20 protein-coding genes are annotated in these 23983 nt (G+C 41.3%); 9 read left to right on the top strand and 11 right to left on the bottom strand.

From position 1 onward, the window contains the following. Nucleotides 1-266: 266 nt before the first annotated feature. A complete protein-coding gene (locus ACEYW6_RS19020; protein WP_412980957.1) occupies nt 267-719 on the top strand; it encodes a hypothetical protein in 453 nt (150 codons plus the stop codon). A 213-nt stretch (nt 720-932) separates the two neighbouring features. Further along, entirely contained in the window at nt 933-1553 is a 621-nt protein-coding gene (locus ACEYW6_RS19015) for a CP12 domain-containing protein (protein WP_412980956.1), read from the top strand. A 195-nt stretch (nt 1554-1748) separates the two neighbouring features. Here ACEYW6_RS19015 and ACEYW6_RS19010 read toward each other — a convergent pair whose 3' ends face one another. From ACEYW6_RS19010 to ppsA, 6 genes are all read right to left on the bottom strand, one after another. Further along, entirely contained in the window at nt 1749-1940 is a 192-nt protein-coding gene (locus ACEYW6_RS19010; protein WP_412980955.1) for a hypothetical protein, read from the bottom strand. Nucleotides 1941-2202: 262 nt separating this feature from the next. Further along, nucleotides 2203-3273, bottom strand: coding sequence for a Photosystem Q(B) protein 1 (locus tag ACEYW6_RS19005; RefSeq protein ID WP_412980954.1), 1071 nt, complete (start codon nt 3271-3273; stop codon nt 2203-2205). Between the two features lie 435 nt (nt 3274-3708). Next, nucleotides 3709-5280 carry a dolichyl-phosphate-mannose--protein mannosyltransferase gene (locus ACEYW6_RS19000; protein ID WP_412980953.1) on the bottom strand — a complete coding sequence of 524 codons (1572 nt, stop codon included), beginning with the start codon at nt 5278-5280 and terminating at the stop codon, nt 3709-3711. 38 nt (nt 5281-5318) lie between these two features. Continuing rightward, on the bottom strand, nt 5319-5912 hold the full coding sequence (locus tag ACEYW6_RS18995) for a GNAT family N-acetyltransferase (RefSeq protein ID WP_412980952.1): 594 nt from the start codon (nt 5910-5912) through the stop codon (nt 5319-5321). Nucleotides 5913-6086: 174 nt separating this feature from the next. Then, on the bottom strand, nt 6087-6227 hold the full coding sequence (locus ACEYW6_RS18990) for an element excision factor XisI family protein (protein WP_412980963.1): 141 nt from the start codon (nt 6225-6227) through the stop codon (nt 6087-6089). Between the two features lie 22 nt (nt 6228-6249). After that, nucleotides 6250-8709, bottom strand: a complete 2460-nt coding sequence (gene ppsA / locus ACEYW6_RS18985) for a phosphoenolpyruvate synthase (protein WP_412980951.1) — start codon at nt 8707-8709, stop codon at nt 6250-6252. 189 nt (nt 8710-8898) lie between these two features. On the opposite strand from ppsA, the gene ACEYW6_RS18980 reads away from it, so the two are divergent. Then, nucleotides 8899-9306 (top strand): hypothetical protein, encoded by a 408-nt coding sequence (locus tag ACEYW6_RS18980; RefSeq protein ID WP_190893685.1) that lies wholly within the window; start codon nt 8899-8901, stop codon nt 9304-9306. Between the two features lie 345 nt (nt 9307-9651). Here ACEYW6_RS18980 and ACEYW6_RS18975 read toward each other — a convergent pair whose 3' ends face one another. Together ACEYW6_RS18975 and ACEYW6_RS18970 are read right to left on the bottom strand one after the other, a co-directional pair. Next, a complete protein-coding gene (locus ACEYW6_RS18975) occupies nt 9652-10398 on the bottom strand; it encodes a hypothetical protein (RefSeq protein ID WP_412980950.1) in 747 nt (248 codons plus the stop codon). A gap of 690 nt (nt 10399-11088) precedes the next feature. Further along, on the bottom strand, nt 11089-13017 hold the full coding sequence (locus ACEYW6_RS18970; RefSeq protein WP_412980949.1) for an alpha-amylase family glycosyl hydrolase: 1929 nt from the start codon (nt 13015-13017) through the stop codon (nt 11089-11091). 917 nt (nt 13018-13934) lie between these two features. Between ACEYW6_RS18970 and ACEYW6_RS18965 the strand changes: the two genes are divergently transcribed. From ACEYW6_RS18965 to ACEYW6_RS18955, 3 genes are all read left to right on the top strand, one after another. Then, nucleotides 13935-14981, top strand: coding sequence for a hypothetical protein (locus ACEYW6_RS18965; RefSeq protein ID WP_190893677.1), 1047 nt, complete (start codon nt 13935-13937; stop codon nt 14979-14981). A gap of 431 nt (nt 14982-15412) precedes the next feature. Then, a complete protein-coding gene (locus ACEYW6_RS18960; protein WP_412980948.1) occupies nt 15413-17248 on the top strand; it encodes a protein kinase domain-containing protein in 1836 nt (611 codons plus the stop codon). Between the two features lie 392 nt (nt 17249-17640). Continuing rightward, nucleotides 17641-17859, top strand: a complete 219-nt coding sequence (locus ACEYW6_RS18955) for a hypothetical protein (RefSeq protein WP_190893672.1) — start codon at nt 17641-17643, stop codon at nt 17857-17859. Between the two features lie 40 nt (nt 17860-17899). Here the strand turns inward: ACEYW6_RS18955 and ribD are convergent, their stop codons facing one another. The 3 genes from ribD to ACEYW6_RS18940 all read right to left on the bottom strand — a co-directional run bounded on the left by ribD (nt 17900) and on the right by ACEYW6_RS18940 (nt 20321). Beyond that, nucleotides 17900-19138: a bifunctional diaminohydroxyphosphoribosylaminopyrimidine deaminase/5-amino-6-(5-phosphoribosylamino)uracil reductase RibD gene (ribD, locus tag ACEYW6_RS18950; RefSeq protein ID WP_412980962.1), complete on the bottom strand. Its 1239-nt coding sequence runs from the start codon at nt 19136-19138 to the stop codon at nt 17900-17902. 225 nt (nt 19139-19363) lie between these two features. Further along, entirely contained in the window at nt 19364-19504 is a 141-nt protein-coding gene (locus tag ACEYW6_RS18945; RefSeq protein WP_412980947.1) for a hypothetical protein, read from the bottom strand. Nucleotides 19505-19721: 217 nt separating this feature from the next. Continuing rightward, nucleotides 19722-20321: an MBL fold metallo-hydrolase gene (locus tag ACEYW6_RS18940; protein WP_196510190.1), complete on the bottom strand. Its 600-nt coding sequence runs from the start codon at nt 20319-20321 to the stop codon at nt 19722-19724. 371 nt (nt 20322-20692) lie between these two features. Between ACEYW6_RS18940 and ACEYW6_RS18935 the strand changes: the two genes are divergently transcribed. The 3 genes from ACEYW6_RS18935 (at nt 20693) to ACEYW6_RS18925 (ending at nt 23607) form a co-directional block, all read left to right on the top strand. After that, nucleotides 20693-20935 carry a hypothetical protein gene (locus ACEYW6_RS18935; RefSeq protein WP_412980946.1) on the top strand — a complete coding sequence of 81 codons (243 nt, stop codon included), beginning with the start codon at nt 20693-20695 and terminating at the stop codon, nt 20933-20935. A 160-nt stretch (nt 20936-21095) separates the two neighbouring features. After that, the gene (locus ACEYW6_RS18930; RefSeq protein WP_412980945.1) at nt 21096-22457 is read left to right on the top strand and encodes a cystathionine beta-synthase; all 1362 of its coding nucleotides are present in this window, start codon (nt 21096-21098) and stop codon (nt 22455-22457) included. A 13-nt stretch (nt 22458-22470) separates the two neighbouring features. Then, nucleotides 22471-23607, top strand: coding sequence for a cystathionine gamma-synthase (locus ACEYW6_RS18925; protein WP_412980944.1), 1137 nt, complete (start codon nt 22471-22473; stop codon nt 23605-23607). Nucleotides 23608-23983: the final 376 nt, after the last annotated feature.

Raw genomic sequence — 23983 nt, 5'->3', positions numbered from 1 at the left:
ACCCTGGTTTCATACCTATCTTTACAGCAATACTAATGAATACTCACACCTGTGTAAAAAACCTACACCTGTCAGGCGGCTACCCCTCCCACCCCTTGTTCGCCCAGCGTCTCGTAGAGAAGAAGTGGGCTTCCCGCCGCCTTGGTGAGAGAAAAGCCACAGTTAGAAGGACGTAAAGTTATCAATTTTGCTTATCTTCACAACTTACTCAAATTCATTATCTAAGTTGAAGGTAAGGCAATTGCAAAATAATTTTAGAAGCAATTATGGCAGTTAATTATCGGCAAAGAATCATTGCTCTTTGGACAGTATTTCTACTTGGAACACTGTTTCATACACAACTAAATTTAATACCGCTTTTTCACGGGTTACCTGTCGTCGAATCTCAACCAGCCACAACCATCAATGATATTTCTGGAATTATGTGGTTGATGTTAGGGTTTTTTGTACTACCAATGATAGCAATGATTGCCACCGCTTTTACTGATTCAAAGCGTTATCGAATTATTCATTTTGGCTTAACTGTCTTTTACAGCATCATGAACTTACTACATGTGATTTTAGATTTATTTGTTCAGCCACTTCTCTGGTATCAAATAGCTTTGATGGCCTTTTTATTCTTTGTGGGTTTATTATTAAATATTACTGCTTTTCAATGGATGCAGCAGCAAAATAGGGCTAATCAATCACAAGAGCAGCTAGAAACAACACGTTTTTAGCTGTTAATTAAAATTCGGATAAAAATTGTTTTTGATAATTTATCGAGTGTAGTCAATTCAACACATTCGATCCATTGATAATTTCAATATAAAAACTTATTCAAAATATTAATATACATGCTAAATATTTGAAAAAATCAGTTCTCAACTTGAAGATTATTAAAGTTGTTAAAGCCCTATTGCATCAGCTTCATTAAACATTTGGAGAGCATTATGTTGAAAGCATCTGACATTATGACTAAAGATGTTGCTACGATTCGCAGTTCAGCAACGGTGGCTGAAGCAGTCAGACTCTTAAGGGCAAGGGATTGGAAAGCGCTGGTTGTAGATCGTCACTATGAACAGGATGCCTACGGCATGATTACCGAAAAGGATATTGTCTATAAAGTAATTGCTTATGGCAAAGATCCCTGTAAAGTGCGTGTTTATGAAGTCATGATCAAGCCTTGTATTGTCGTCAATCCTGACCTGGGCTTAGAATACGTAGCACGATTATTTGCTGACCATAATTTGCAGAGAGCGCCTGTTATTCAGGGCAAACTACTGGGTATCATTTCTCTGGCTGACATTCTCGCTAATAGTAACTTTCTTGAGCAACCCCATACTATCCTGCTAGAACAACAGCTTCAGGACGAAATTAAAAAAGCTCGTGCCGTTTGCGATCAAAAAGGCATCCGCTCAGAAGAATGTGCTGCTGTTTGGGACGCGATCGAAGAATTACAAGCCGAGATAGCACATCAACGAGCAGAGAAAATCGTGAAAACAGCCCTTGAAGAATACTGCGATGAATATCCAGAAGCAAAGGAAATTTATGACACCTGGTGTAGTGGGTAGTGCCATAAATGAAAGCGTCATAAATGGTGCTGAAAGTTTAGAACCAAGGTGTAGGGGCACGGCAGTGCCGTGCCCCTACGGGTGTACTGGTGGTGCATTTTGGTAACGGTTGACAACGGTAATTTTGAGAATATCCCGTTTTAAATCTGCGGTAACTTCGCCAATCCCTTTTATTTAGCGGGCTTTATTGTTTAGTCAAACATCAATATTTATCTGTTCTATCTGTCTAGCAGCTTTTTCCCAAAGCTTTGCTGAAGCGTCATCTTGCCAATGATTTCTCAGATTTTCCGCTTTTTTGTGACATATTCGCTCTAACATTTCTAAGATTGTAGATAATGTCAATTTATCAATTAATGTTTCTAAAATCTCCATATATTCTTTTTGCATGATAGTTACCTCCTTAATTAATTTGTGTTATCAGATCAATATTTTCCCAGAGTTTCTCCGAGCTTTTCAAAATACTTGTTTATATTCCTCCTTAATCTCTCTGGCTCAGATAACACCCAAAGAGAAAATTCTCTATGTTATAAATCATCTGGAATCTGATGCTTTACATAACTTTTCAGGCAAAAAACCTACCCGTAATATTAACTAATCCCAGAATTACAGGTAGGTTATAAACAACTATAAAAATGCATAGATGCAATCCTTAACTAACTGGAACAGGTTGACTACTAGACAAAACTAAAGGAAAATGATGAACATTAGGAGCGTGCATTGCACTTATACCAAGATTGGCACGGTTCAGTATATCAGCATTGGTTCTAATTACTTCACCCTGACTATCTAAGATGGAATGATTAAAGTTCAAGCCATTAATATTAAATGCCATCGAACATACACCCATCGCTGCAAACCAAATACCTACCGTTGGCAATGCTGCTAATAATAAATGAAAAGCACGATGATTTTTGCTAGCAAAGGTAGGAATCAATAAACGTCCCAAGAAGCCATAATGTCCTGCCAAGTAATTGTAGGTAACTTTCGGCTGACCCAGCTTATATCCGGCATTAATTGATTCATTTTCATTGGTATTCCGAACTAGCGTTGAAGTCACCAAAGAACCATGCAAAGAACTCAACAGTGCGCCGCCAAATATACCTGCTACACCCAACATATGGAACGGGTGCATAAGGATATTGTGATCCCCTTGGAAAGCCAACATAAAGTGGAAAGTCCCAGCAATTCCCAAAGGCAAACCATCAGCAAAACTACCTTGACCAATGGGATAAACTAGCAAAACCGAAGTAGCGGCGATGACTGGTGCAGAATAGGCAATTGCTATCCAGGGGCGCATTCCCAAACGATAGCTCAATTCCCAAAGTCGTCCTAAGAAGCACCAAATACCAATCAGAAAATGCAGCACAATCAACTGATATGGCCCACCATTGTAGAGCCATTCATCAATTGATGCAGCTTCCCAGATCGGATAAAAGTGCAAACCAATAGCAGCGGAGGTCGGCACAACTGCGGCTGTAATTAAGTTATTACCATCCATCAGTGAACCCATGATTGGCTCACGGATGCCATCCATATCTACGCTAGGAGCGGCAATAAAAGCCAAAATAAAACAGGTGGTGGCAGCCAGCAAGCTGGGAATCATCAACACACCAAACCAGCCGATGTAAATCCGATTTTCTGTGCTAGTAATCCAGCTACGAAAACTATCCCATAAATCAAAAAAATCAAATTCTCTTTGAGGTTGAATAATGGTACTCATGGTCTGTAGCTCCTAAGCAATTCCAAACTCAAAATTTCTCAACTACTTTTAACAGATGTCTATCTCTTTTGCTTGACCAGTTGAGCATCTTTATCTTGAAGTTAGAAAAAGAATTTGAGGAACTTGTGAGGAAATACAGTGCTTATTAAAACTTAAATTTTGTTAGGATTCAGATTGGAGAAGGGCAAATGCATCTGAAAGTACTAAATAGCTTGAGAAATTCCTGAACTCAGTTCAGGAGAATGGGACGGGCGAACCCTTAATTATGTACCGATGGCTACCAATGCTCCTTTACAGCACTTTGCAACTAAATGAGGTACAGAACAATCAAATTATTCTTCTTCCTCCTGCCGACGCTCGCAGACTCGCTACCGCTACGCTATCCTGCCTCAAAACCAGCAACTTTGTACCTCATGTAAAAGAAAACTGCTGTAATCAAATCCAAGAGTTGAACCACATTCGCAGCTTATAACCATCAGGGGAAAGGGGTAAACCTAAATAAACGGGCATCCAGAAAATAAAAGCAATCAGAATGATAAAAGTAATGGTGATACCTAATGCCCGGAGTTGTTGATAATAACTGCGAAGACATTGATCTACAAACCAAGCGATCGCTAAAAATATAAATACCACTGCACACATATAGTGGTAGATGAAAACGCACCTTGTCACCTTCACCCAAGGTAATAAGTTAGCAGCATAATTTATAACTAAATATAAGGCAATCCAAGTATCAACACTAAGAGTTGCAGGCATAGAAAAACGCTTTTCTTTCACCCAAGGAATTACGGCTTGTGACACTAGTATTCCTACTAAAAACAACATGGCCGCGACACCAAACCACCACAAAAATGGATTGCCCATTGCATGGACATCATAAATAACTTGTCCAACACCCCCAGGTAAAGGCGGCCCCATCACAGGTAACGGTTCGGTGATGCTTTCAGCCGTTTGATAATAATATGCCATTGGTCGAGTCATCAATGGCCATTTATACCAGGCAGCACAGTAAGGATGCACGTTAGGACTATTGCCACCTAACTGTAAGTGAAACTTCAAAATTTGCTGATGTACTGCAATAAATCCGTATGTTTTATCTAGCTGAAGGTGAGGAATCCAGATGATGCTGTAAATAAAAGCTGGGATAATTCCTAGATAAAACAGCATGTGAAAAATATTTAGCTGAGTTAAGTTTTGTAGTGGTGTCTGAGATGAGGAAGATAAGGGGGATAAGGAAGAATAAGTACTAACTCCTGACTCCTGACTCCTACCTTCTTCCTCCTGCCTCCTACCTTCTGCCTCCTCCTGACTCCTGCCTCCTGCCTCCTTCAATGAAGGGGATGTAATAAATAGTTTGGAGTTAGAAAAAGAATGGATTGAATTAACTACCCAAGCTGCTATCCAAATGAGATAAGCACCTGACAGGAACCATAAACCATTCCACTTAGTACCAACTGACGCACCAAAACTAATGCCAGCAAAAACTAACCAAAAATAACGTTGTCGGTTTTGGTTATCTAATGCCAATAATAAAAACCAGTGACCTAACAAACCAAAGATGACGATATAAATATTACTTAAAGCATAGCGAGACTCAACTAAAAAGATGCCATCACAAGCTGTGAATAAACCTGCTAGGATTGCAAAGCTACGACGATAACTTAATTGATAAGCGATCGCAGCCACAACTAAAGGGATAAATGAGCCAGTAAGGGCATTGAACCACCGATAAGTCCAAGGCGATCGCAATGAACCTGTCAATCCATTTACCGTATCGTGCCAAAAAGGAATATGACTGCCAATCCAAATGCCGATGCCAATCATATATTGACTTAGCGGCGGATGAGCATTAAAAAATGGCGTATGCGTGAGATAATTATTGCCGAATTTTGCAAAGTAAACTTCATCAAATACCAGAGTGTTGAATCGCTCCAGTCCCCAAAACCGTAAGGCAAGTGAGAGAACAAATACACTCACCATCCCAATTCGGAACCACTTTTTATTCATTAGTCAAGAGTTATTAGTCATTAGGTATTGGGCATTAATCAAGAGTTATTCTCCCCTATTCTCTGCCGCTCTGATCCCTTGTTTTCCCTACACTTTTCAGGTGAATCTAGTTGAAACAGGAGTAGTTCAATACCGTAATACTTGTTTGTTCGCCCTATTGGTTTCATACCCAGTCTTTGAGTTACACGGATTGAAGCATGATTTTCTGGCTTCACTACGGCATAAATCAGTGGCAAGTTCAAAACACTAAATCCGTAGTTGAGCATAACTTGTCCTGCTTCTGTTGCATACCCTTTACCCCAAGAAGCTCGCCTTAAGTGCCAGCCTACCTCATAATCTTGAGTGGGTAAACCATCTTTGTCGGGCAATTGTTTGAGAAGGATAGTTCCCACAATTGTTGTAGTTTCCTTTTCAACAATTGCCCAAGACCCAGTACCATTGTTGCGTCGGTGGAATCGCTCGATGTTTTCAATCAAGCGCTGACGCTGTGACTCAATGCTCGTAACGGGAGAACCATTACCAAGAAAGTACGTAACTTTTGGGTCACTGTACATTACAAAGGCTTGCTCGGCATCCCGTTCGGGTATCCAACTGCGAATAATCAAGCGTTCTGTTTCCAACAGATTTGTCATCTTGCTTTTGGCTAAACTAAATCGCCATTCTGCAAAATACTAAGATACTTATGGTTGAGGAGTCAAAAGTTTTGTAGACAATAACACAAAGAAAATATGGCGATCGCTGCTATGCTATGAGCAGTTATCCAAAAGTTCAACTACCGTTGGTTATGCGATGCCTGCGGCGGTAAACTACGCAAATTCTGAATCTTTCCGCAGTTCCTCAGACTGGAAACCCAACACAATCCGAGCTTTTAATATACCTGCCCTCACCAATTCTGTTGCTACCCCCTCTTCAGTACCATCAAGTTGAATCCAAATTTTGCCATCAATAATATCAATTACGAATTACGAATTACAAATTAGTACCCTCGACTTTTGCAACTTCCAGCATCGTCTTTAAAACCGAATCTGGATTGAGACTAATCGAGTCAATTCCTTGTTCAACCAAAAACTGAGCAAATTCTGGGTAATCACTGGGTGCTTGTCCACAAATGCCGATTTTGCGATCGCATTTTTTCGCCGCTTCTATCGCCATTTTTACCATTCGCTTTACACCTTGACTGCGTTCATCAAATAACTGTGCCACTAATGCCGAATCTCTGTCTAAACCCAGTGTCAACTGAGTTAGGTCATTAGAACCAATGGAGAAGCCATCAAATACCTCAGCAAACTCCTCAGCCATAATCACATTATTAGGCAACTCGCACATTACATAAACCTGCAAGTCGTTAACACCTTGCTTTAAACCATTTTTTGCCATCTCTGCTAAAACCAAACGCCCCTCATCGGGAGTACGGCAAAAGGGAATCATCGGGATAACATTCGTCAAGCCCATTTCTTCCCGTACCCGCTTGATAGCATGACATTCTAGGGCAAAAGCTTCTCTGTAGCCTTCATCATAGTAACGTGCCGCCCCCCGCCAACCCAGCATTGGGTTTTCTTCATGGGGTTCAAACTGTCGCCCACCTAACAAGTTGGCATATTCATTACTTTTAAAATCTGATGTTCGGACAATCACTGGTTTGGGATAAAATGCTGCTGCAATTCTACCTATGCCTTGGGCTAATTTATCTACAAAATACTGGGGTTTATCGTCGTAAAGGGCGGTAATGTCAGCAATTTTAGCTTTGACAAATTCATCTTTTAACAAGTCATAGTGAATCAGCGCCATTGGATGAATTTGAATTTGGTTAGCGATGATAAATTCTGTCCGCGCTAAACCTACTCCATCATTGGGAATTGCAGATAAACTCAATGCTTCTTGAGGATTACCCACATTCATTAAAATTTGAGTGCGGGTGCGGGGTAAATTATCTAAAGGGACTTCTTTTACTTCAAAAGGTAATAAACCTGCATAAACTTTTCCTTCTTCGCCTTCAGCGCAAGAAATCGTCACCTCTTGACCAGGTTTCAGGATCTCCGTAGCATTGCCGCATCCGACGATCGCAGGTACACCCAATTCTCGCGCAATAATTGCTGCATGGCATGTTCTTCCACCAGAATTGGTGACAATTGCACTGGCGCGTTTCATAATCGGTTCCCAATCTGGGTCAGTTCTCTCTGTTACCAAAACTTCCCCGACTTGGAACTGTTCGAGTTTTTGAACATCTAAAATTAGGCGGGCTTTCCCTTGACTAATCGCTTCCCCAATCGCACGTCCCGTAATAAGTGGGAGTGGGGAGTGGGAAGATTTTTCCTTATTCCCTAATAGCAATCGATAACTCCGCAACACATTTCCCGTCTTCTGCGACTGGACGGTTTCGGGACGCGCTTGCACAATAAAAAGTTGGTTAGTAATTCCATCTTTTGCCCACTCAATATCCATTGGAGTGAAAATACCGTGGACTTGAGAATAATGGTCTTCAATTAAACATGCCCAATTTGCTAGTTGTAAAATCTCTTCATCATTCAGGGCAAATTTGTTTTTTTCACTGGATGAAACAGAAACATTTTTCGTAAATTTGGAGCCGTCATCATAAATCATTTTCAGTTCTTTACTACCCAATTTTTTATCGATAATTGGGCGAAAGCCTGCTTTTAAAGTTGGTTTAAAAACATAATATTCATCGGGATTGACAGACCCCTGAACAACATTTTCTCCTAAACCGTAGGCGGCTGTAATCAGTGCAGCATCCTTAAATCCGGTTTCTGTGTCAATAGAGAACATCACCCCAGAGGTTGCTAAGTCAGAACGCACCATTTTTTGCACGCCCACAGCCAGAGCAATGCTAAAGTGATCAAATCCCTTGGCGTGACGATAAGAAATAGCGCGATCGGTAAATATGGAAGCAAAGCATTTATGACAAGCTGCTAAAACTCCTTCAGCGCCGACAACGTTGAGGTAAGTTTCTTGCTGTCCAGCAAAACTAGCGTCTGGGAGGTCTTCAGCGGTGGCGCTGGAACGGACTGCAACATCTGTCTCTGCGTTATATCTTTCACACAAGCTCTGGTAAGCTTTAGCGATCGCCTCCCGCAATTCTAAAGGAAATGGGGTGTGGATTAATAGCGATCGCGCTTTTTTTCCCCGTTCTCGTAAATTTTTGACATCCTCAACATCCAAGTCAGCAAAGAGTTTGCGTAGCTTTGCTTCTAAGCCGGCTGATTGAATGAAATAACGATAAGCATAAGCAGTGGTGGCAAATCCAGTGGGAACGTTAATCCCTTTGGGCGTTAGCTGTTGAATCATTTCCCCCAGTGAGGCATTTTTACCACCAACTACGGGGATATCAGCAATACCAACTTCATCAAACCACAAGATGAGCGATCGCTCTTGAGAAGATTGAGATAATGTGCTTTTAGATACTGTAGTCATAAATATTACCTTTTAACTTTATACTCAGTTTGACAGTGGGTAACCGCTAGTATATTTTTCCCATATTCAATTTTAGATATTACAGTTAGTGGCGTGATTTTAGATTGTGCAATTAAATACAAAACTGTAGTCCATAAATAACAATTATTCGGGATAATGGCTGTATCGTAATACCGGATACAATGCACAATGGCACAACTAGAACGACTTCTGAAAATGGCAGAAGATGAGCTAACTGAGTACAGCACTGATGCCCGCAAAATTGAAAAACTACGGCGCAAAATAGGTTTATCAGTATCGGCAGCCGAACAGCGGCAAGTAAAAGAGGCATTACTTGCCACTAAGCAATCTTCTAATATGATTGCTCAAATTGTGGAAGAACAGAGACAAACAGCTGCCTTACCATTTTGGGGAATTGCTGGATTGGGTTTGTTATTCGGAATTTCTTTAAACCAACCCATAGGTTTGTTAGCAGCTATAGTTGGAACTGTATTAGCTTTTAGAATTCAGAAATGGGGTTGGCAATTGCAGGCAAGTCGTCTATTGTTACAAACATTGGAAGATATTGAAGCGCGTATTGCCCAACCGAATAAGTAACAAAACAAATCCACTTTATAGAGAAAACATCTCTATGTATTTGTATTTTAATATACAAGGTAATCGACTAGTCACTTGATTGACACCTCATAAGTACTTAACAATTCCTTTGGGATCACCATAGCAAAAAAAATTAGATATTGGATTTGATTCAGATATTTATTCACATGGTTTGCGTGCAATGAATGATACATGACCCTTTGACAATAGGTATTTACCATAACTACTGGTTGTTTCAACTCCAAAGCCCATGTGCTGGAGTATAACCGCAAGTAGGGGCGCGGCACTGCCCCTACACCTAGTGATGTAATGTTGTACCACATCTGAATGGGAACCGCTATATCCTTATTGCCTCCTCACAGCAATTGTGTAACTAGGTATATGTGAAGCATCTGTTTGAGTTTTTACAAGTCGCCAGTCATTATCTATATATAAATGTTCAAACACTTGAGAAGTTGCTAAGGATGTTTTTGGAAATCCATTAGCATGATTTATGTCTATATTTTCTAATTTGAGAGCTTTAGGCGAAACTCCTTTTGAGGCATTCAGTTTGACTTTAGTGTTAACTACATGAGTAAACCAGTTGTAGACTGACTCTAAAGTTAGAGGAATTTCTCTATTTGTAAAAGCCTGAAATCTATCAATATTTTGAAGATACCATTTACCATTTTGAACTCCATATTTTTGGATCACCATGAAATCATAAGCTGGTAAACTTGATTGAAAATTCTGAGATTGAGATAAAGACGGTTCTTTTCCCATTATATAGCGAGCTACACTGGCACAGTAACCATCATGCTGGAAGATTTGGAAGGACTGCTCTTGTATTCTTTTGGGTAAACTTTCATGAAACGATATGGTAGACCAGATTGGTGTCCAAACACCCACTAAAAGCCGTAATTGCTCTGTAACGCTAAAAACAGGATTTTGTTGGCTCAACTTGATAAAATAGGGAAGTAATTCAGTTTTATAAAAATTTATTTCGTCATTTAAAGGTTCTGGTTTTCGACCTTCAACTCGTGCCAAAATTTCATTTTTAAATTTTACTTTTTTGGGAGCACTTAATTGATTTCTCAGTAATAGGTCGAACATTAGTATTTACCTTTTTCTCATTTTTTTAGATTAGATGACTTAGTAAGTATTAAAAACTGGTGAGTTTAGTGCTTATAAAGGTATCATGCATCCTTTTATCCCAATACGGTTCAGTTAGGGTTAAAACCCTTTGTTAAAGTCAATTGTTTTAGAGTAGGCTTGCCGCAGGTTACCGCAGAGGACTCGGAGAGAAAGTAAAAATGCTTAACCCAAGCGTATTCCCTTTGATCCTGTAAAAGTAGATCCTTGTACCCCTCTTTTTAACAGTTGTTGGGTGCTTATCAGCCTGATATTACCTATTTTGACTGACAAAATGGTGTGATCCAGATCACTGTCAACTGAAATATATTGAAGAAAAGAAATCAGAGTATTGCATAGATAAACGTGTAGTCAATACGCTTCGGTTAAGGGAAGAGACGGCGATTTATCGCGTCTTTGTGATCTACAACTTTCATCAAAAAACCTTATCCGAACCGTATTGGATGTGTAGTGGCTACTCTAAGAGTTCTCCAATTGAGTACCCTGCAATACAGTTCAGTTAAGCAAAGCGCAACCCAACAGTTTAAGATTTATGGCGCTAACTGAACCGTATTGACCCATAGTGTACGAGAAGCGCTATTAATTCAGAAAAAATAAAGTGCAAAGGATGAAAATTTTGCTCCTTCGCACTTCATTTTTTATCTGAAATTTCTACGATTCTCTTCCCGATGCCCAAGTATCACGCCATTTGACAGTACCTTCTTTAGCAATTACCCAGCGGCGATTTACCAAGTTTTCGCGCAGAGGCGATCGCCCTTCGCGCCACATGGCATATTTATAAGCAATCAGCTTACCAGTACTCTCATCAAAAGGAATCTCAGCAGACCAGGTATTCGAGTTGATGTACTCTAAAGGATATGCTTTGCTGATATCCCAGTTACCCAACTCTGGGCAATCTCCTGTTACCACAATGGTTTCACCGGGTTGGGTATCCACGCCATTCAGTTGCACGCGCACAATTGTCTGCGCTTTGATCCGTTCCCCAACGTGGCTGAAAACAAGCACTCCCCGTTCTTCTAATACCAAGTCATAAATCTTGCCGTCTTTAACTTCATACTTGTTGCGAGTCACTACGCAAGTATGTTCTCCATCGGGCAATTCTGTTTCTACTTCTGGGAGAGTAACTTCTCCTCCCCGGTTTAAAGCTACAAAACACACAGAGTCACGATAGCGGCGTACATAACAGTAAATATCTGGTGTTAGGTATTTTTGCCAGTGGCTACCCATTGATACAGCTGGATTTAGTCGCCGTAAGCCAGACAGCAGCCGGATACAACGATAAATCTCACTTTCAGTATCCCAATTTTCCATCATCGGGCGGTTATACGGGTCGTTACCGCCATCGGTATCGTCATGCAGATATTGTTCTGTACCGTAATAGATGCAGGGAATGCCGCGACAGGTCATAATTAAGGCGATCGCAACCTTCAACATCGCTGGATCGGGGTTCAGCGATTGAAAGCGGGACATATCATGATTATCAATGAAGGTAACTAACTCTGTTGCCCCGTTGTAGCGATAATCCTGGTCAAAAATGTATTGAATTGTTTGGAATCCGTTTTCTGAACCTTGCGCCAGTGCGGCTCTAATTGCCACGCACAACCCAAAGTCTAGAAGTGTCATGCCTGAGTGGTTAACAAATTCCACCGAGCGATCGTCACTAGGATTACTGTAGATCCATTCACCAAAAATAAATACATCTGGTTTGTGATTGGTCATCTCGCCAGTGAATTCTTGCCAAAACCAGATAGGCATGTGCTTGACAGTATCTACCCGTAGTGCGTCCACACCCCGGTCTAGCCATTGTTTAATTGCTGATTTGATATACTGACGATATTCAGTATTGTTTTCATTAAAGGTTGCTAGACCAGCTAACTCACAGTTCTGTACTTGCCAGTCGTCTTCCCAGTTTTGCACTTCGCCATAATGGTGATACCAATGATTGACATCATCATTAAAATCAGCAATTTTGACTCCATCATCATACAATTCGCCTTTGCTACCGCTGGTATCAGGGCTGCTATGGTTGCAGACAATATCCAGCACCAGCTTCATATTCCGCTTGTGCAGTTCTGTAATTAACCGATCAAAAGTCGTATTTTTTTCTTCTTGGGTAGCGTTTAATGAAGGGTTCTCTCCATCAGCAATATAGCGAGGGTTAATCCGCTTAAAGTCTTTTGTCCAATAGCCATGTAGCGCTGCATTCCCAACAAATAACTCTTCAACCTGCTCAAACAGTGGAGTTAGCCAAATAGCTGTCACTCCCATGTTTTTGAGATAGTCCAGTTTATCGATGACACCTTGCAAGTCGCCACCCCAGTACTTACCCCAATCTTGTCTAGTTGGATCGTACAGTTCTGAGTTTGCACCTTCACTATTATCTGGATCGCCATCATAAAAGCGATCAACAACAAGAAAATAAATGGTTTCCTGACGAAATTCAATATCTCTGGTGTAAAGAAACTCTAAGTCAATCTCCGTATCTGATGGTGGTGTTTCTATTAGAGCTTCTACTTTTTCTTGTGCAGAATCAACTTTGTATTGATCTGGTGAAAACTGGGATGGAGGGGTTTTTACCATAAAAAAAACTCAAAATTTTATGTAATTCACACTTGTAGAACCAACAGTACAACGTTTCGAGTATTGTGTGTCACTACAGATAACGTCGGTATTGTGACATCCTGCCCACGGTGTAGGTATCTATCGCTAGCTAGTTTATAATTATGCCGATAGATATAATTCATTTGCTAGAGGATAAAAATAAAAAAATATAGTAGTGATTAACGGTAAGTAGCTAGGTGTAAATAAATTAAAGTATGGAGTAAGGACTTTAGTGCTGATAATTCTTGTTTTAAGCGATTAATCGCTGACTACGAACTAGGATTTTATTTTATGTTTAATTATGTCTACTTATATTAATTGCCTCATCACAAAAATTTACATTACATAGTAAATTTGATCTACGGAAAATACTGAGTTCATCTCGTGTTTAAACGTATATTCCACAACATATTTTATAAAACCTTAACTCCTTCTGTGTGAAACTAGAATTTGCACTGCAAAGTCAATAGCTAGTTAATAATCCAATGGGATGGAAACTCGATCAAATTTGTTGGGTTAATTACTACCATCTGAAAGACTCGAATAGGGGTCATTTGAATTACTATAAAAACCTGGACAACATTGACAGGCATCCTGGGAAGACAAAGGACACGAAATTTACTGGTTAGATTCAAGTTTTTACGAAAATATCGCCATCGCTTCGGAGTATGTATCAAATCATGATATGTAAAGTCAGCAGTTTGTAAAGTCGGATTACAGCAAGACTGAATTAGCGCTGGAGATTAGCTGTCAAAAAGGTTTGGTTACACCTGAGAAATACTGAGTAAACCACGTATTAGCCAACTTTTTCTCTAGAAGATTCGCTCCATTGGTAAACTGACCATTGTCACTTTCAATCTGTTATTACTATAAAGCAATTAATTGAGGTAGCATTTATGACCAAGTATGACAAGGTTTTTAACTCACCAAAGACATCAGAGGAATCGTTAAGTCCAGAGGAAGCGGTGGCGGCGATCGCAACTGTCACTGCGATCGCTGATTCATCCATTGAAGATGTTGATGCAGAAAGTTTAGCGGGTATCCTTTGGGAATTCGAGGTTTTCGAGGAATACTCAGAAGATGAAATCGCCGAAATAGTTGATAGACTTATAGGCATTGTAGAAGAAGAGGGAATTGGGCCCCTATTTAATGTCGCCAAAGTATCTCTCTCAGATGAATTAGTGCTGGATGGTTTTGCCGCTGGGGTGATAGTGCTTTTAGACGATGAACTCGCCATCCCCAAATCGAAACAAGCCTACCTCAAAAAGCTACAAGCAGCCTTAGAACTGGAGGATGAAGAGGCAGAGGAAATCATCAAGGAGGTAATTGCAGCCTTTAAAGAAGCAGAAGAAGAATATACAGACGACGAAGATGAGACAGTAGTCATAGAAGATTTTAGTCAACAGACCTATGAATCCCCTTTAGGTAATTTTACCGTGCCGATTCCGGTTGATCCGCAGCAGGGCGGTAGAATTCAAAGCCAGGAAGGAGTAGTTGGCTTTTCCGATGACATCGGTACTTTGCTGAGAATCGATTATTATCCTTTCCCTCTAGAACAGTTAGAGGAACTTGAGTCTGTTGGACAAGAAGAATATTTACAAACAATCTTAGTAGACAAGTATGTACCCCAAGCGATTTTTGTCAATGTACCAGATGCTTCTGTGGAGTATACCGAATATCTGGAAGATACTTTGCGAGGCGCTTACTACGTGTTAATCGATATGCCCAAAGGTTCAACGATTTCTAAGCAAGAAAATAATGGAACTGCTATCAGATTAGACGCTTACCGGGGGCTGCTCACCTTTATCAGTGGTGAATTTTTGTATATAGTTAGTAGTCAGCACAGCTTTATCAACGGCGAAACTCCCGATTCCCTTGAAGAAGAAGCCGAAGACATCAAGGAGAGTATTTTAGAGTTTGTTGAGACTATAGAGTTTACTTAATACAGTCACCGCAAAAAGTGTCAGAAATAGAGTTTTGATTAAGTAGTCATTAGTCATGGGTCATTAGTCATTGCTCATTGGTGCATACCCTGTCCCTTGTGGGTGTGGAGTTAACTGTTAACGGCGGCGGGGCGGCTATCCCGGACACCCCTTGTTCGCAGAGCGTCTTGTAGAGAAGAAGTGGGCTTCCCGCCGCCTTGGTGAGGTTTATTAAGTAATCTCTCCATCCAAAAAAGCGATGTCTACGACGGGCTACGCCTACGCTAAAGGTATTTACGCCATCACTTTACCCATAAACTATTGGGAAGGGATGGCGTTCTCAATTCAGTGTGCATAACTCATGAACTTATCTGATGTACATTTGGAAAGGGCGATGTCTGACGACAAGCCCAGAGGCTGAATGTCTCCGGTGTCTACGCTTGTAATTTTTCATGACAATAACCCTGCTAAACAATCGCTATCAAGTTATCCAGGTAATCGGTGCTGGTGGGTTTGGCGAAACCTTTCTGGCGGAAGATGTCCATATGCCTTCTCGCCGTCGCTGTGTAATCAAGCAGCTAAAACCGATAACCAATAATGACCCGCAAAATTACCAGCTTATCCAACAACGGTTTGAACGGGAAGCAGCAACCTTGGAGTATTTGGGTGAAAGTAGTAACCAAATCCCTAAACTCTACGCCTACTTTTCTGAGAATGGGCAATTTTACCTCGTCCAAGAATGGATTCACGGCCAAACCCTGACCAAAATTGTCGAATCCTTTGGATTCGAGAGTGAAACTGCTGTTCGGCAAATTCTCTTGAGTCTGCTTTCAGTTTTAGATTATGTCCATAGCAAAGGCATTATTCACCGGGATATCAAGCCTGAAAACATTATTCTCCGTTCTGTTGATGGCAAACCAGTTTTGATTGATTTTGGTGCAGTCAAAGAAACAATCCGTTCAGTGGTTAATTCTCCAGGATACCCCACGCGATCGCTAGTCATTGGTACGCCTGGGTATATGCCTAGCGAACAAGCTGTTGGCCGCCCAGTTTACGGCACTGATATTTACAGCTTAGGTTTAACGGCGATTTATCTGCTGACTGGCAAACACCCGCAAGAACTACTAACTGATTTGAAAACTGGTGAAATACTTTGGCAGCAGCACGCCCCTAATGTCTCTTCCCAATTTGCAGCGATACTCAATCAAGCAATTAAGCCTCATGCTGGCGATCGCTACAGCACTGCCAGTAAAATGCTACATGCCTTGCAATCTGCTAATAATATACCTCCTGAATTAGCTGCAAATAATTCCACAGTCAGTTTTTCTCCCACTGCTACATCAACTCGACAAACCCAGCCATTATATTCTCCGCAAAAGAATTCTGCGTTAGCGAAGCTCACCGAAGGTATCACATCTCCTGGAAACTGGCAAAAACCTGCTGTGATTGTTGGTAGTTTACTAATAGGCGGCTTGCTTGGTGCAGTAGCAATTTCTGGCATCACTCGTCAAGAACAACCAGAAACAAACATTGCCACAAGTCCCACGCCATCGCCAGAATTTTCTCCGACTCCTACATCTACCAAACCGCCCATTTCTTCCCAGACTTCTCCAGTTCCAGTTATACCGACCTCACGACGACGACAGCCAGTAATTCCCGATCCTCTGCCAACCTCTAATCCCCCAGTTGTATCCATACCACAGCCAGAAAAAGAGCCTGTAACTTCAGATACTCCAGCAGCAGTAGCAGTATCCACACCACAGCCAGAACCAGAAAATATTGCATCTCCTGCATCTCCTACACCAGAAGCGCCTTCAGCACCACAAAACAACGATCAGCCGCCTAGTAGCCAAAACGTTCCCGCTTTTCCTACAGGTACACCAAGAAGCGCCGTAGAAGCTACCCTCGGCAAACCAAATCGAGATTTAAGAGGTGCATGGGGCAATACCCGTGCTGTCGTTTACAAACTAGTGCCAAACAAAATTGACCTTGGCTACTTATTTGATCGTAATTCTAAAGTGCTGCGTCAAACTGAAGTATCTTTTGCCCAATCGGTAGACCCACAGTTAATGGAGGCTACCTTGAATGGATTGTTAGATGGACAAGCCACTGAAGATATTAAGCAGGGACTCAAACAGGTACAACAGCGCCAATCTGATAATTTTAGTTTTAAGAATGGCTCAGTTAAGGGTCAGATTATGCGCCAAGAATGTAATTTTATTTACATTAGCATTTGGGATGCAAACTTACATGATTTTGTGAGTCCATCTACAGGTAAAAGGTGTTAATTTCCTGTTAAGCATTGTTCTCAAAAGTGAGATTTTTTGTATCCTATAAGACAAATGGAGGATTCAATATAGTCATTAAAAAACTGACTTTATTGGGCTACAATCAAGACAATTTCGGTCTTAACAAGCACAAAAAGCCAGTTTTTAGAATTAGTGGATTTGTTTTCTAGGTTTTGCAACTAAAGCAATGAAAATATATCCTTCCCATACCCTGCTCCATGCCGAATACCCATTTTTTAAACTAAGTTTTCAATTCTTAATCTTCATAAAGTTATAAATACCATTATTAAGTTTTTAATAATACTTGTCTCAGCTTCTACATTCATATCGTAAAGTGCGATCGTAATTGTGTAATCTGAATACAGCGAAGCTAATTATTCAATTGAGGTCTGATGACTCCTACAATCATGCGTCAGCTTTGGTCAGTGGTTGAAACTGCCCAAGCCAAGCTCCTCTTACAACTGGATGATGCTAGCTTGGTGCAGTGGTTAGTAAAACAAACCGAAACGCAAGTGTTGTTAGATTCTAACGAAACTGATTTTCTATGCCACTACATTCAATCTCGGCTAGCCCTTATACGTGATATGGCTCATGAACGTCAGTGTTTATGAGCAATATCACGATGAATTGATTGATAGTCAAGTGTTATTACTATTGACTATTTGCTTTTTGGGGGAAATAACCTTCTACTAAACAGTCAGAGCCTACTACACGCCAACGAACCCGTTCTAGAGACAACGCCTCAGTCATGGTAGTAAAACCTAAATCGCCCACCGGTGTGGGAGCAATGCTACCACCAATGATTTTCGGGGCAATAAATGCTAAAACTTTTTGCACTGCTCCTTGAGCGATCGCACTAGCAGCTAAGGTACCACCACATTCCCACAAGACGCTACAAAAACCCCGCTCATACAAGTACGCCATTGCCTTATCTGGTGTAAGTAATGTTAATTCCACCACCTCCACCCCCTGCTTGAGCAACAGTTCTTGGAAGTCGGGATTAGCACCCTTCTCTGTTAACACCAAAGTTGGAGCATCCGCAGTTTGCCAGAGATGGGCACTTTCCGGTAAGTTGAGATGGCGGCTCATTACCACCCGCAGGGGATTATGTGCCTCCACCTGACGGGTGGTTAAGTAAGGATTATCTTGTCGGACTGTATTACCACCGACAATTATTGCATCGCAAGCCGCCCGCAACTGATGTACTTCATTGCGGGCTTCTTGGCTTGTCACCCAGGCGCTGTGACCGGAGGTGGTAGCAATTTTGCCGTCTAAAGTCATGGCATACTTTAAAATTCCCAAAGGTCGCTTGTAGAGAATGCGATGTACAAAAGCTTCATTTAGCTGATGACAAGCAGACTCTTCTACTCCTACCAACACCTCGATCCCCGCCGCACGTAAACGGGCAATACCACCTCCAGCTACCAGTGGATTGGGGTCAACCATACCTACCACCACTTTTGCCACCCCTGCTTGGATCAATCCTTCTGAACATGGGGGAGTCCGTCCGTAGTGATTGCAAGGTTCTAGGCTGACATAAATTGTTGCACCACGGGCGCGATTCTCCTGGGGAGAGGCTGCGCCAACGCCTGCTGCCCTCAAGGCAAACACTTCTGCATGAGGCTCACCTGCACGAGGATGAAACCCTTCGCCGACAATCTCGCCATCCTTGACAATCACTGCTCCCACTAGCGGATTTGGCGAAGTACGTCCTAAAGCGCGGCGAGCAAGTTCCAAACACCGCAGCATCATGCGAGAGTCAAAGTCACTTCCTATTTTTTCCTTCGGTGGTGAATTCAATCCAACTGTTGACTCCACTAGATGTATACTTTCCTGAGTGTAATTTGCTAAGGATGCATCTGCTTGAGCGACCACTGGGGAATTATCCATAATTTTAGGCAACACTTGTAAATATTCTGCACGCGATCGCGCAGCCTTTCCACAGGAGAATCGCACTTTGCTCCTGATAATTAAACAGAGTCAAATCCAGGCGCTATTATTGGCTATCTCAGCTTATGTGATATTATTTCACTCAACTGTAGCGTTAACTATCCCACTTATAGCCAGGAGATATCAACATTCCTGCCTGTGCCGCTTGCTCCACTACCCACCCATTTACAGCTTTACTACAAGTTTCTGCAAGCGATCGCTTCCATCGCGGAAGACGGGACAACCATCCGCTTTGAAAGCTAACGTTTTTTCACAGACAGAATTAAGCGAACTGAGCGATCGCTGAATAGGTAAGTGTGAAGCCAAGTAAGTAATACTAGGAAACGACTGTGATAGCCAGGAAGATATACTAAATGAACTCCTAGCCACATCAGCCAAGCAACGTTATTTTGCCAGACCTCTCTCTGCCTTGAACTAAAGTTCAAGTCTGTCCCTCTCCGAGTCGGAGAGGGACAGGTTTTGCGTAGTAAAACCAGGGAGAGGTCTTTTGGGTGGACATGATATGACCAATCGCCCCACCCATTTACAGCGTCGCTACAAGTTCTTGCAAGCGATCGCGTCCATCACGGAAAACAGGCCAACCATCCCCTACCAGCACTGCTTCTACCCGACTTAATTGAGCCAACCTCTGCACAGAAGCAACAGCCTCCTCTCGATTCAGCAGCTTGTCATCTGGTAAAATCGTCAAGCTACCTGCTTTGCGTGCCCGGACTAAATCCCCTGTAATTAAAGTTGTCTCCTCCAGTAACAGAGCTAATTCACCAGGAGTTTTAGAACCGTGGAGTTCAATCACCTCTAGTCCTGGAACAAATTCTTCACCGTCAGACAGCCAGCGATCACAATGTATAGGAAAATTGTCTTTTTCTGCCAGAGGGCCGGCTATCTTAGCATAGGTTTGATCGGCAATTTCTTTACTTGCCCTGACATGCTCGGAATTCGTTAGCACAATCCAAACCACACCACCGAGGGATTTCAGATGATTCCAATCATGGTTTGATAGGGCTACTGGGTCAATCAAGATGTTGCCATCTGGGCGAATCCAGGCAATCCCATTGAAATCAATATTTCTTGCCGGATTGAAATTAGACCAGCTATACAGATCGGGACGGTGCAAAGATTTCATGATGATTCTGGATCAGTACCTTCAATAATTGACTATTAATCTCAATAATTCAGTATATAGATAATAAGGTTCTATTCCCTCTGGATCTGGAATTTGAGTATACTACGATAAATCTATCGATATTATGGATTGTATTGGGTTTACAGAAATTTCCGCATAACCGCAATACGGAGGTATAGGGGTGAGTGAGATTGTGCGCCAAAAAATATCAGCGAAGGCAGACCAGTTTACAGAGTCGGTGATTCGAGAAATGACGAGGGTTGCACTACAATACAGTGCGGTGAATTTGGCGCAGGGGTTCCCTGATTTTCCCTGTCCCTTGGAGTTGAAACAGGCTGCTTATGAGGCAATAGAGGCAGATGTTAATCAGTATGCCATTACTTGGGGCGATGTCTGGCGACAAGCCGCTTCTCTACGAGAGGCTTGTCTGCGACACGCTCCGCGAACGCCAACGCGTCTATGCCTATTTCGTCATGCGTGCGATCGCCAAAAAAGTCTGCTGGTATCTCGGCTTAGATATAGACCCCGAAACCCAAATCACCGTTACCTGTGGTTCCACAGAAGCAATGGCATCTGTGATGCTAGCAACAGTCGATGATCAGGTTTTGTTTTAGCAAAAGACCTGAGACATTACAAACAGCGAGCGATCGCTTACTCAAACTGCAATCAACTCTACAACCAACATTTTAAGATTCATTTATTTTCTTATCTTCCCAAAGAGTAGAACGTGAAGAGAATAAAAAAATTGTTTTAAAAATCATTTAGGACTTCTATATGGCTACTTATGAAAACATTTTGCAAGCAATTGGTAGAACTCCATTAGTCAGACTAAACAAAATTACCGAAGGTATTCACTCAAGTATTTATGCCAAAGTAGAATATCTCAATCCTGGCGGGAGTACCAAAGATAGAATTGCCCTCACGATGATTGAAGCCGCTGAAAAAACAGGACAACTACAACCCGGTGGCACGATTATTGAAGCTACCGCAGGTAATACTGGTGTGGGACTGGCATTAATTGCAGCAGTAAAAAAATATCGCTGTATTTTTGTCATGCCTGATAAAATGAGCCAGGATAAAATCAACCTACTCAAAGCTTACGGTGCAGAAGTAGTTGTTACTCCCACATCTGTACCGCCTGACTCGCCAGAAAGTTATAACGGTGTAGCGGAAAGACTTGCCAAAGAAATACCAGGAGCCTATAGACCAAATCAATTTGAAAACCCAAATAATCCGTTAGCTCATTATTTAACTACAGGCCCAGAAATCTGGTCAGATAGTAATGGTAAAGTTGATGTTTTTGTTGCAGGTATGGGCACAGGTGGTACAATTTCAGGAGTTGCTAAATATCTGAAAGAGCAAAATCCAAATATAATAATTGTTGGTGCAGATCCAGAGGGTTCAATTCTTTCTGGTGACACACCCAAATCTTACAAAGTTGAAGGGATTGGTGAAGACTTTATTCCCAAGACATTTAATCGTCAATTAGTCGATGAAATGGTTCGGGTTAGCGATAAAGAATCTTTTAATATAGCTCGTCGTTTAGCACGAGAAGAAGGTTTATTAGTAGGAGGTTCTTGTGGTACAGCAGTAGCCGCAGCGCTCAAGTATGCAGCCAGATTAACAGAGCCGAAGTATATTGTAACCCTATTACCAGATACGGGAAGAAACTACATTAATAAAATTTACTCCGATGCCTGGATGCAGGAAAATGGTTTTTGGGAAGGTACAACAGTAAAAAGTATCAAAGTTGGTGAAATTCTTGCTCAAAAAACAGATTTTCCTTCTCTAGTTGCTGTCAGTCCCCGTGATACCTTAAGTAAAGCCACAAACTACCTACAAAAGCTGAATATCTCACAGCTACCTGTGATTGATAATAATCATGTAGTAGGAAGCGTCAATGAAGCCTCTTTAATGAAATTTCTCCATGATGGCATCAACTTTTCTAACCAGGAAGTTTCGGCAGTTATGGGGAAACCACTGCCGATTCTCGATGAAGAAGTAGATATTTCTGAAGCTTATCGAGTGTTGTTATCAGGAAGCACCGGGATTATTATTAAGCGGCATGATGTTCCGATTGGCTTAATTACCAGAGCCGATTTAATCAGATATTGGATTAGCCAAAACCAAGAATAATTAAGAGGAAATTATGGAATTTGAGACTAGAGCAATTCATGAAGGTCAGCAATCGGACCCACAAACGGGTGCTGTTATTGTCCCCATTTATTTGACTTCTACTTATGAACAAGAAGCCATAGGTCAACACAAAGGATATGAATATTCTCGCACGGGAAACCCCACTCGTACAGCTTTAGAAGAGGCTTTAGCTTCTATTGAAAATGGAAAATTTGGTTTGGCATTTGCCTCTGGCTTGGCTGCAACTACCACAGTATTAAGTCTACTCAAAAATGGCGATCATATTGTTGCTGGTGATGATTTGTATGGTGGAACTTATCGGTTGCTAGAAAAAGTTGTAAAAAACTGGGGTGTTACAACTAGCTATGTAGATATTGATAACATGGCTGATTTTGAAACTGCCATTCAACCAAATACTAAGCTGATTTGGATTGAAACCCCTACTAACCCTCTGTTAAAAATTATTGATATTGCCGCACTAGCAAATATTGCCCGTAGAAATAATATCATCTTAGTAGTTGATAATACTTTTGCTAGTCCTTATTTTCAAACGCCGTTAGATTTAGGTGCTGACATTGTGGTTCACAGCACTACCAAATATCTAGGGGGACATAGCGATATTATTGGTGGCGCAGTTATCACATCTAACGAGCAACTATACACTGAACTAAAGTTTTATCAAAATGCGATCGGAGCGATTCCTAGTCCTTTTGATAGCTGGTTAGTGCTGCGAGGAATTAAAACTCTGGCTGTGAGAATGCGAGAACATGAAAAAAACGCTTTATTTTTAGCTGAATTTTTAGAAAAGCATCCCAAAATCGAGCGCATTTATTATCCAGGGTTATCCAGTCATGAACAGCATCAATTAGCAAAAGAGCAAATGTCTGGCTTTGGGGGGATGATTAGTTTGGAATTAAAGGGTGGTTTTGCTGAGGTTGAAAGATTCGCTTCTCGACTCAAGTTATTTTTGCTGGCTGAAAGTTTAGGCGGTGTGGAATCCCTGCTTTGCTATCCAACGAAAATGACCCACGGTTCTCTACCAGAAGCAGAACGACTTCAGCGGGGAATAAAGGATAATTTAGTCCGTCTTTCGGTAGGAATTGAACATCAGCAAGATTTGCAAGCTGATTTAGAAAATGCTCTAGCTTGAAAATTGGTATTGGTTATTGGGTATGCAGAAAACCGATTTTTATTCCGCGTTGTAAGCTTGATTTCTCTTAATTAAGTATAGGGTTTTTTATCCCTACCTTCAGACATAGCTTTGTAGATGGAGTTTAAATCTTATTAGGAATTACGAATTTTAAGTGTGCCTATCTTCCATTAACATAAGTTAATAAACCCTGGATTAATATAAATTTACAAATGCTTTGTTTAGGCGTTTGTTAAAAAAAATGACATTATTTTTGATCCAGATTTAACTATAACTTTTGATCCCCAATGGAAAGTTGACTTACTTAAGAAAACCCCACTTTGAAATGGGTGTTTCTAATCCTTAATGCATAGCAATACTCAAAAAAACAACACTA

The sequence above is a fragment of the Nostoc sp. UIC 10607 genome (genome assembly GCF_047228265.1).
Classification (GTDB): domain Bacteria; phylum Cyanobacteriota; class Cyanobacteriia; order Cyanobacteriales; family Nostocaceae; genus Nostoc; species Nostoc foliaceum_A.
The sequence above is the reverse complement of the archived record's forward strand: the minus strand, read 5'-3'. Positions and strand labels throughout refer to the sequence as shown.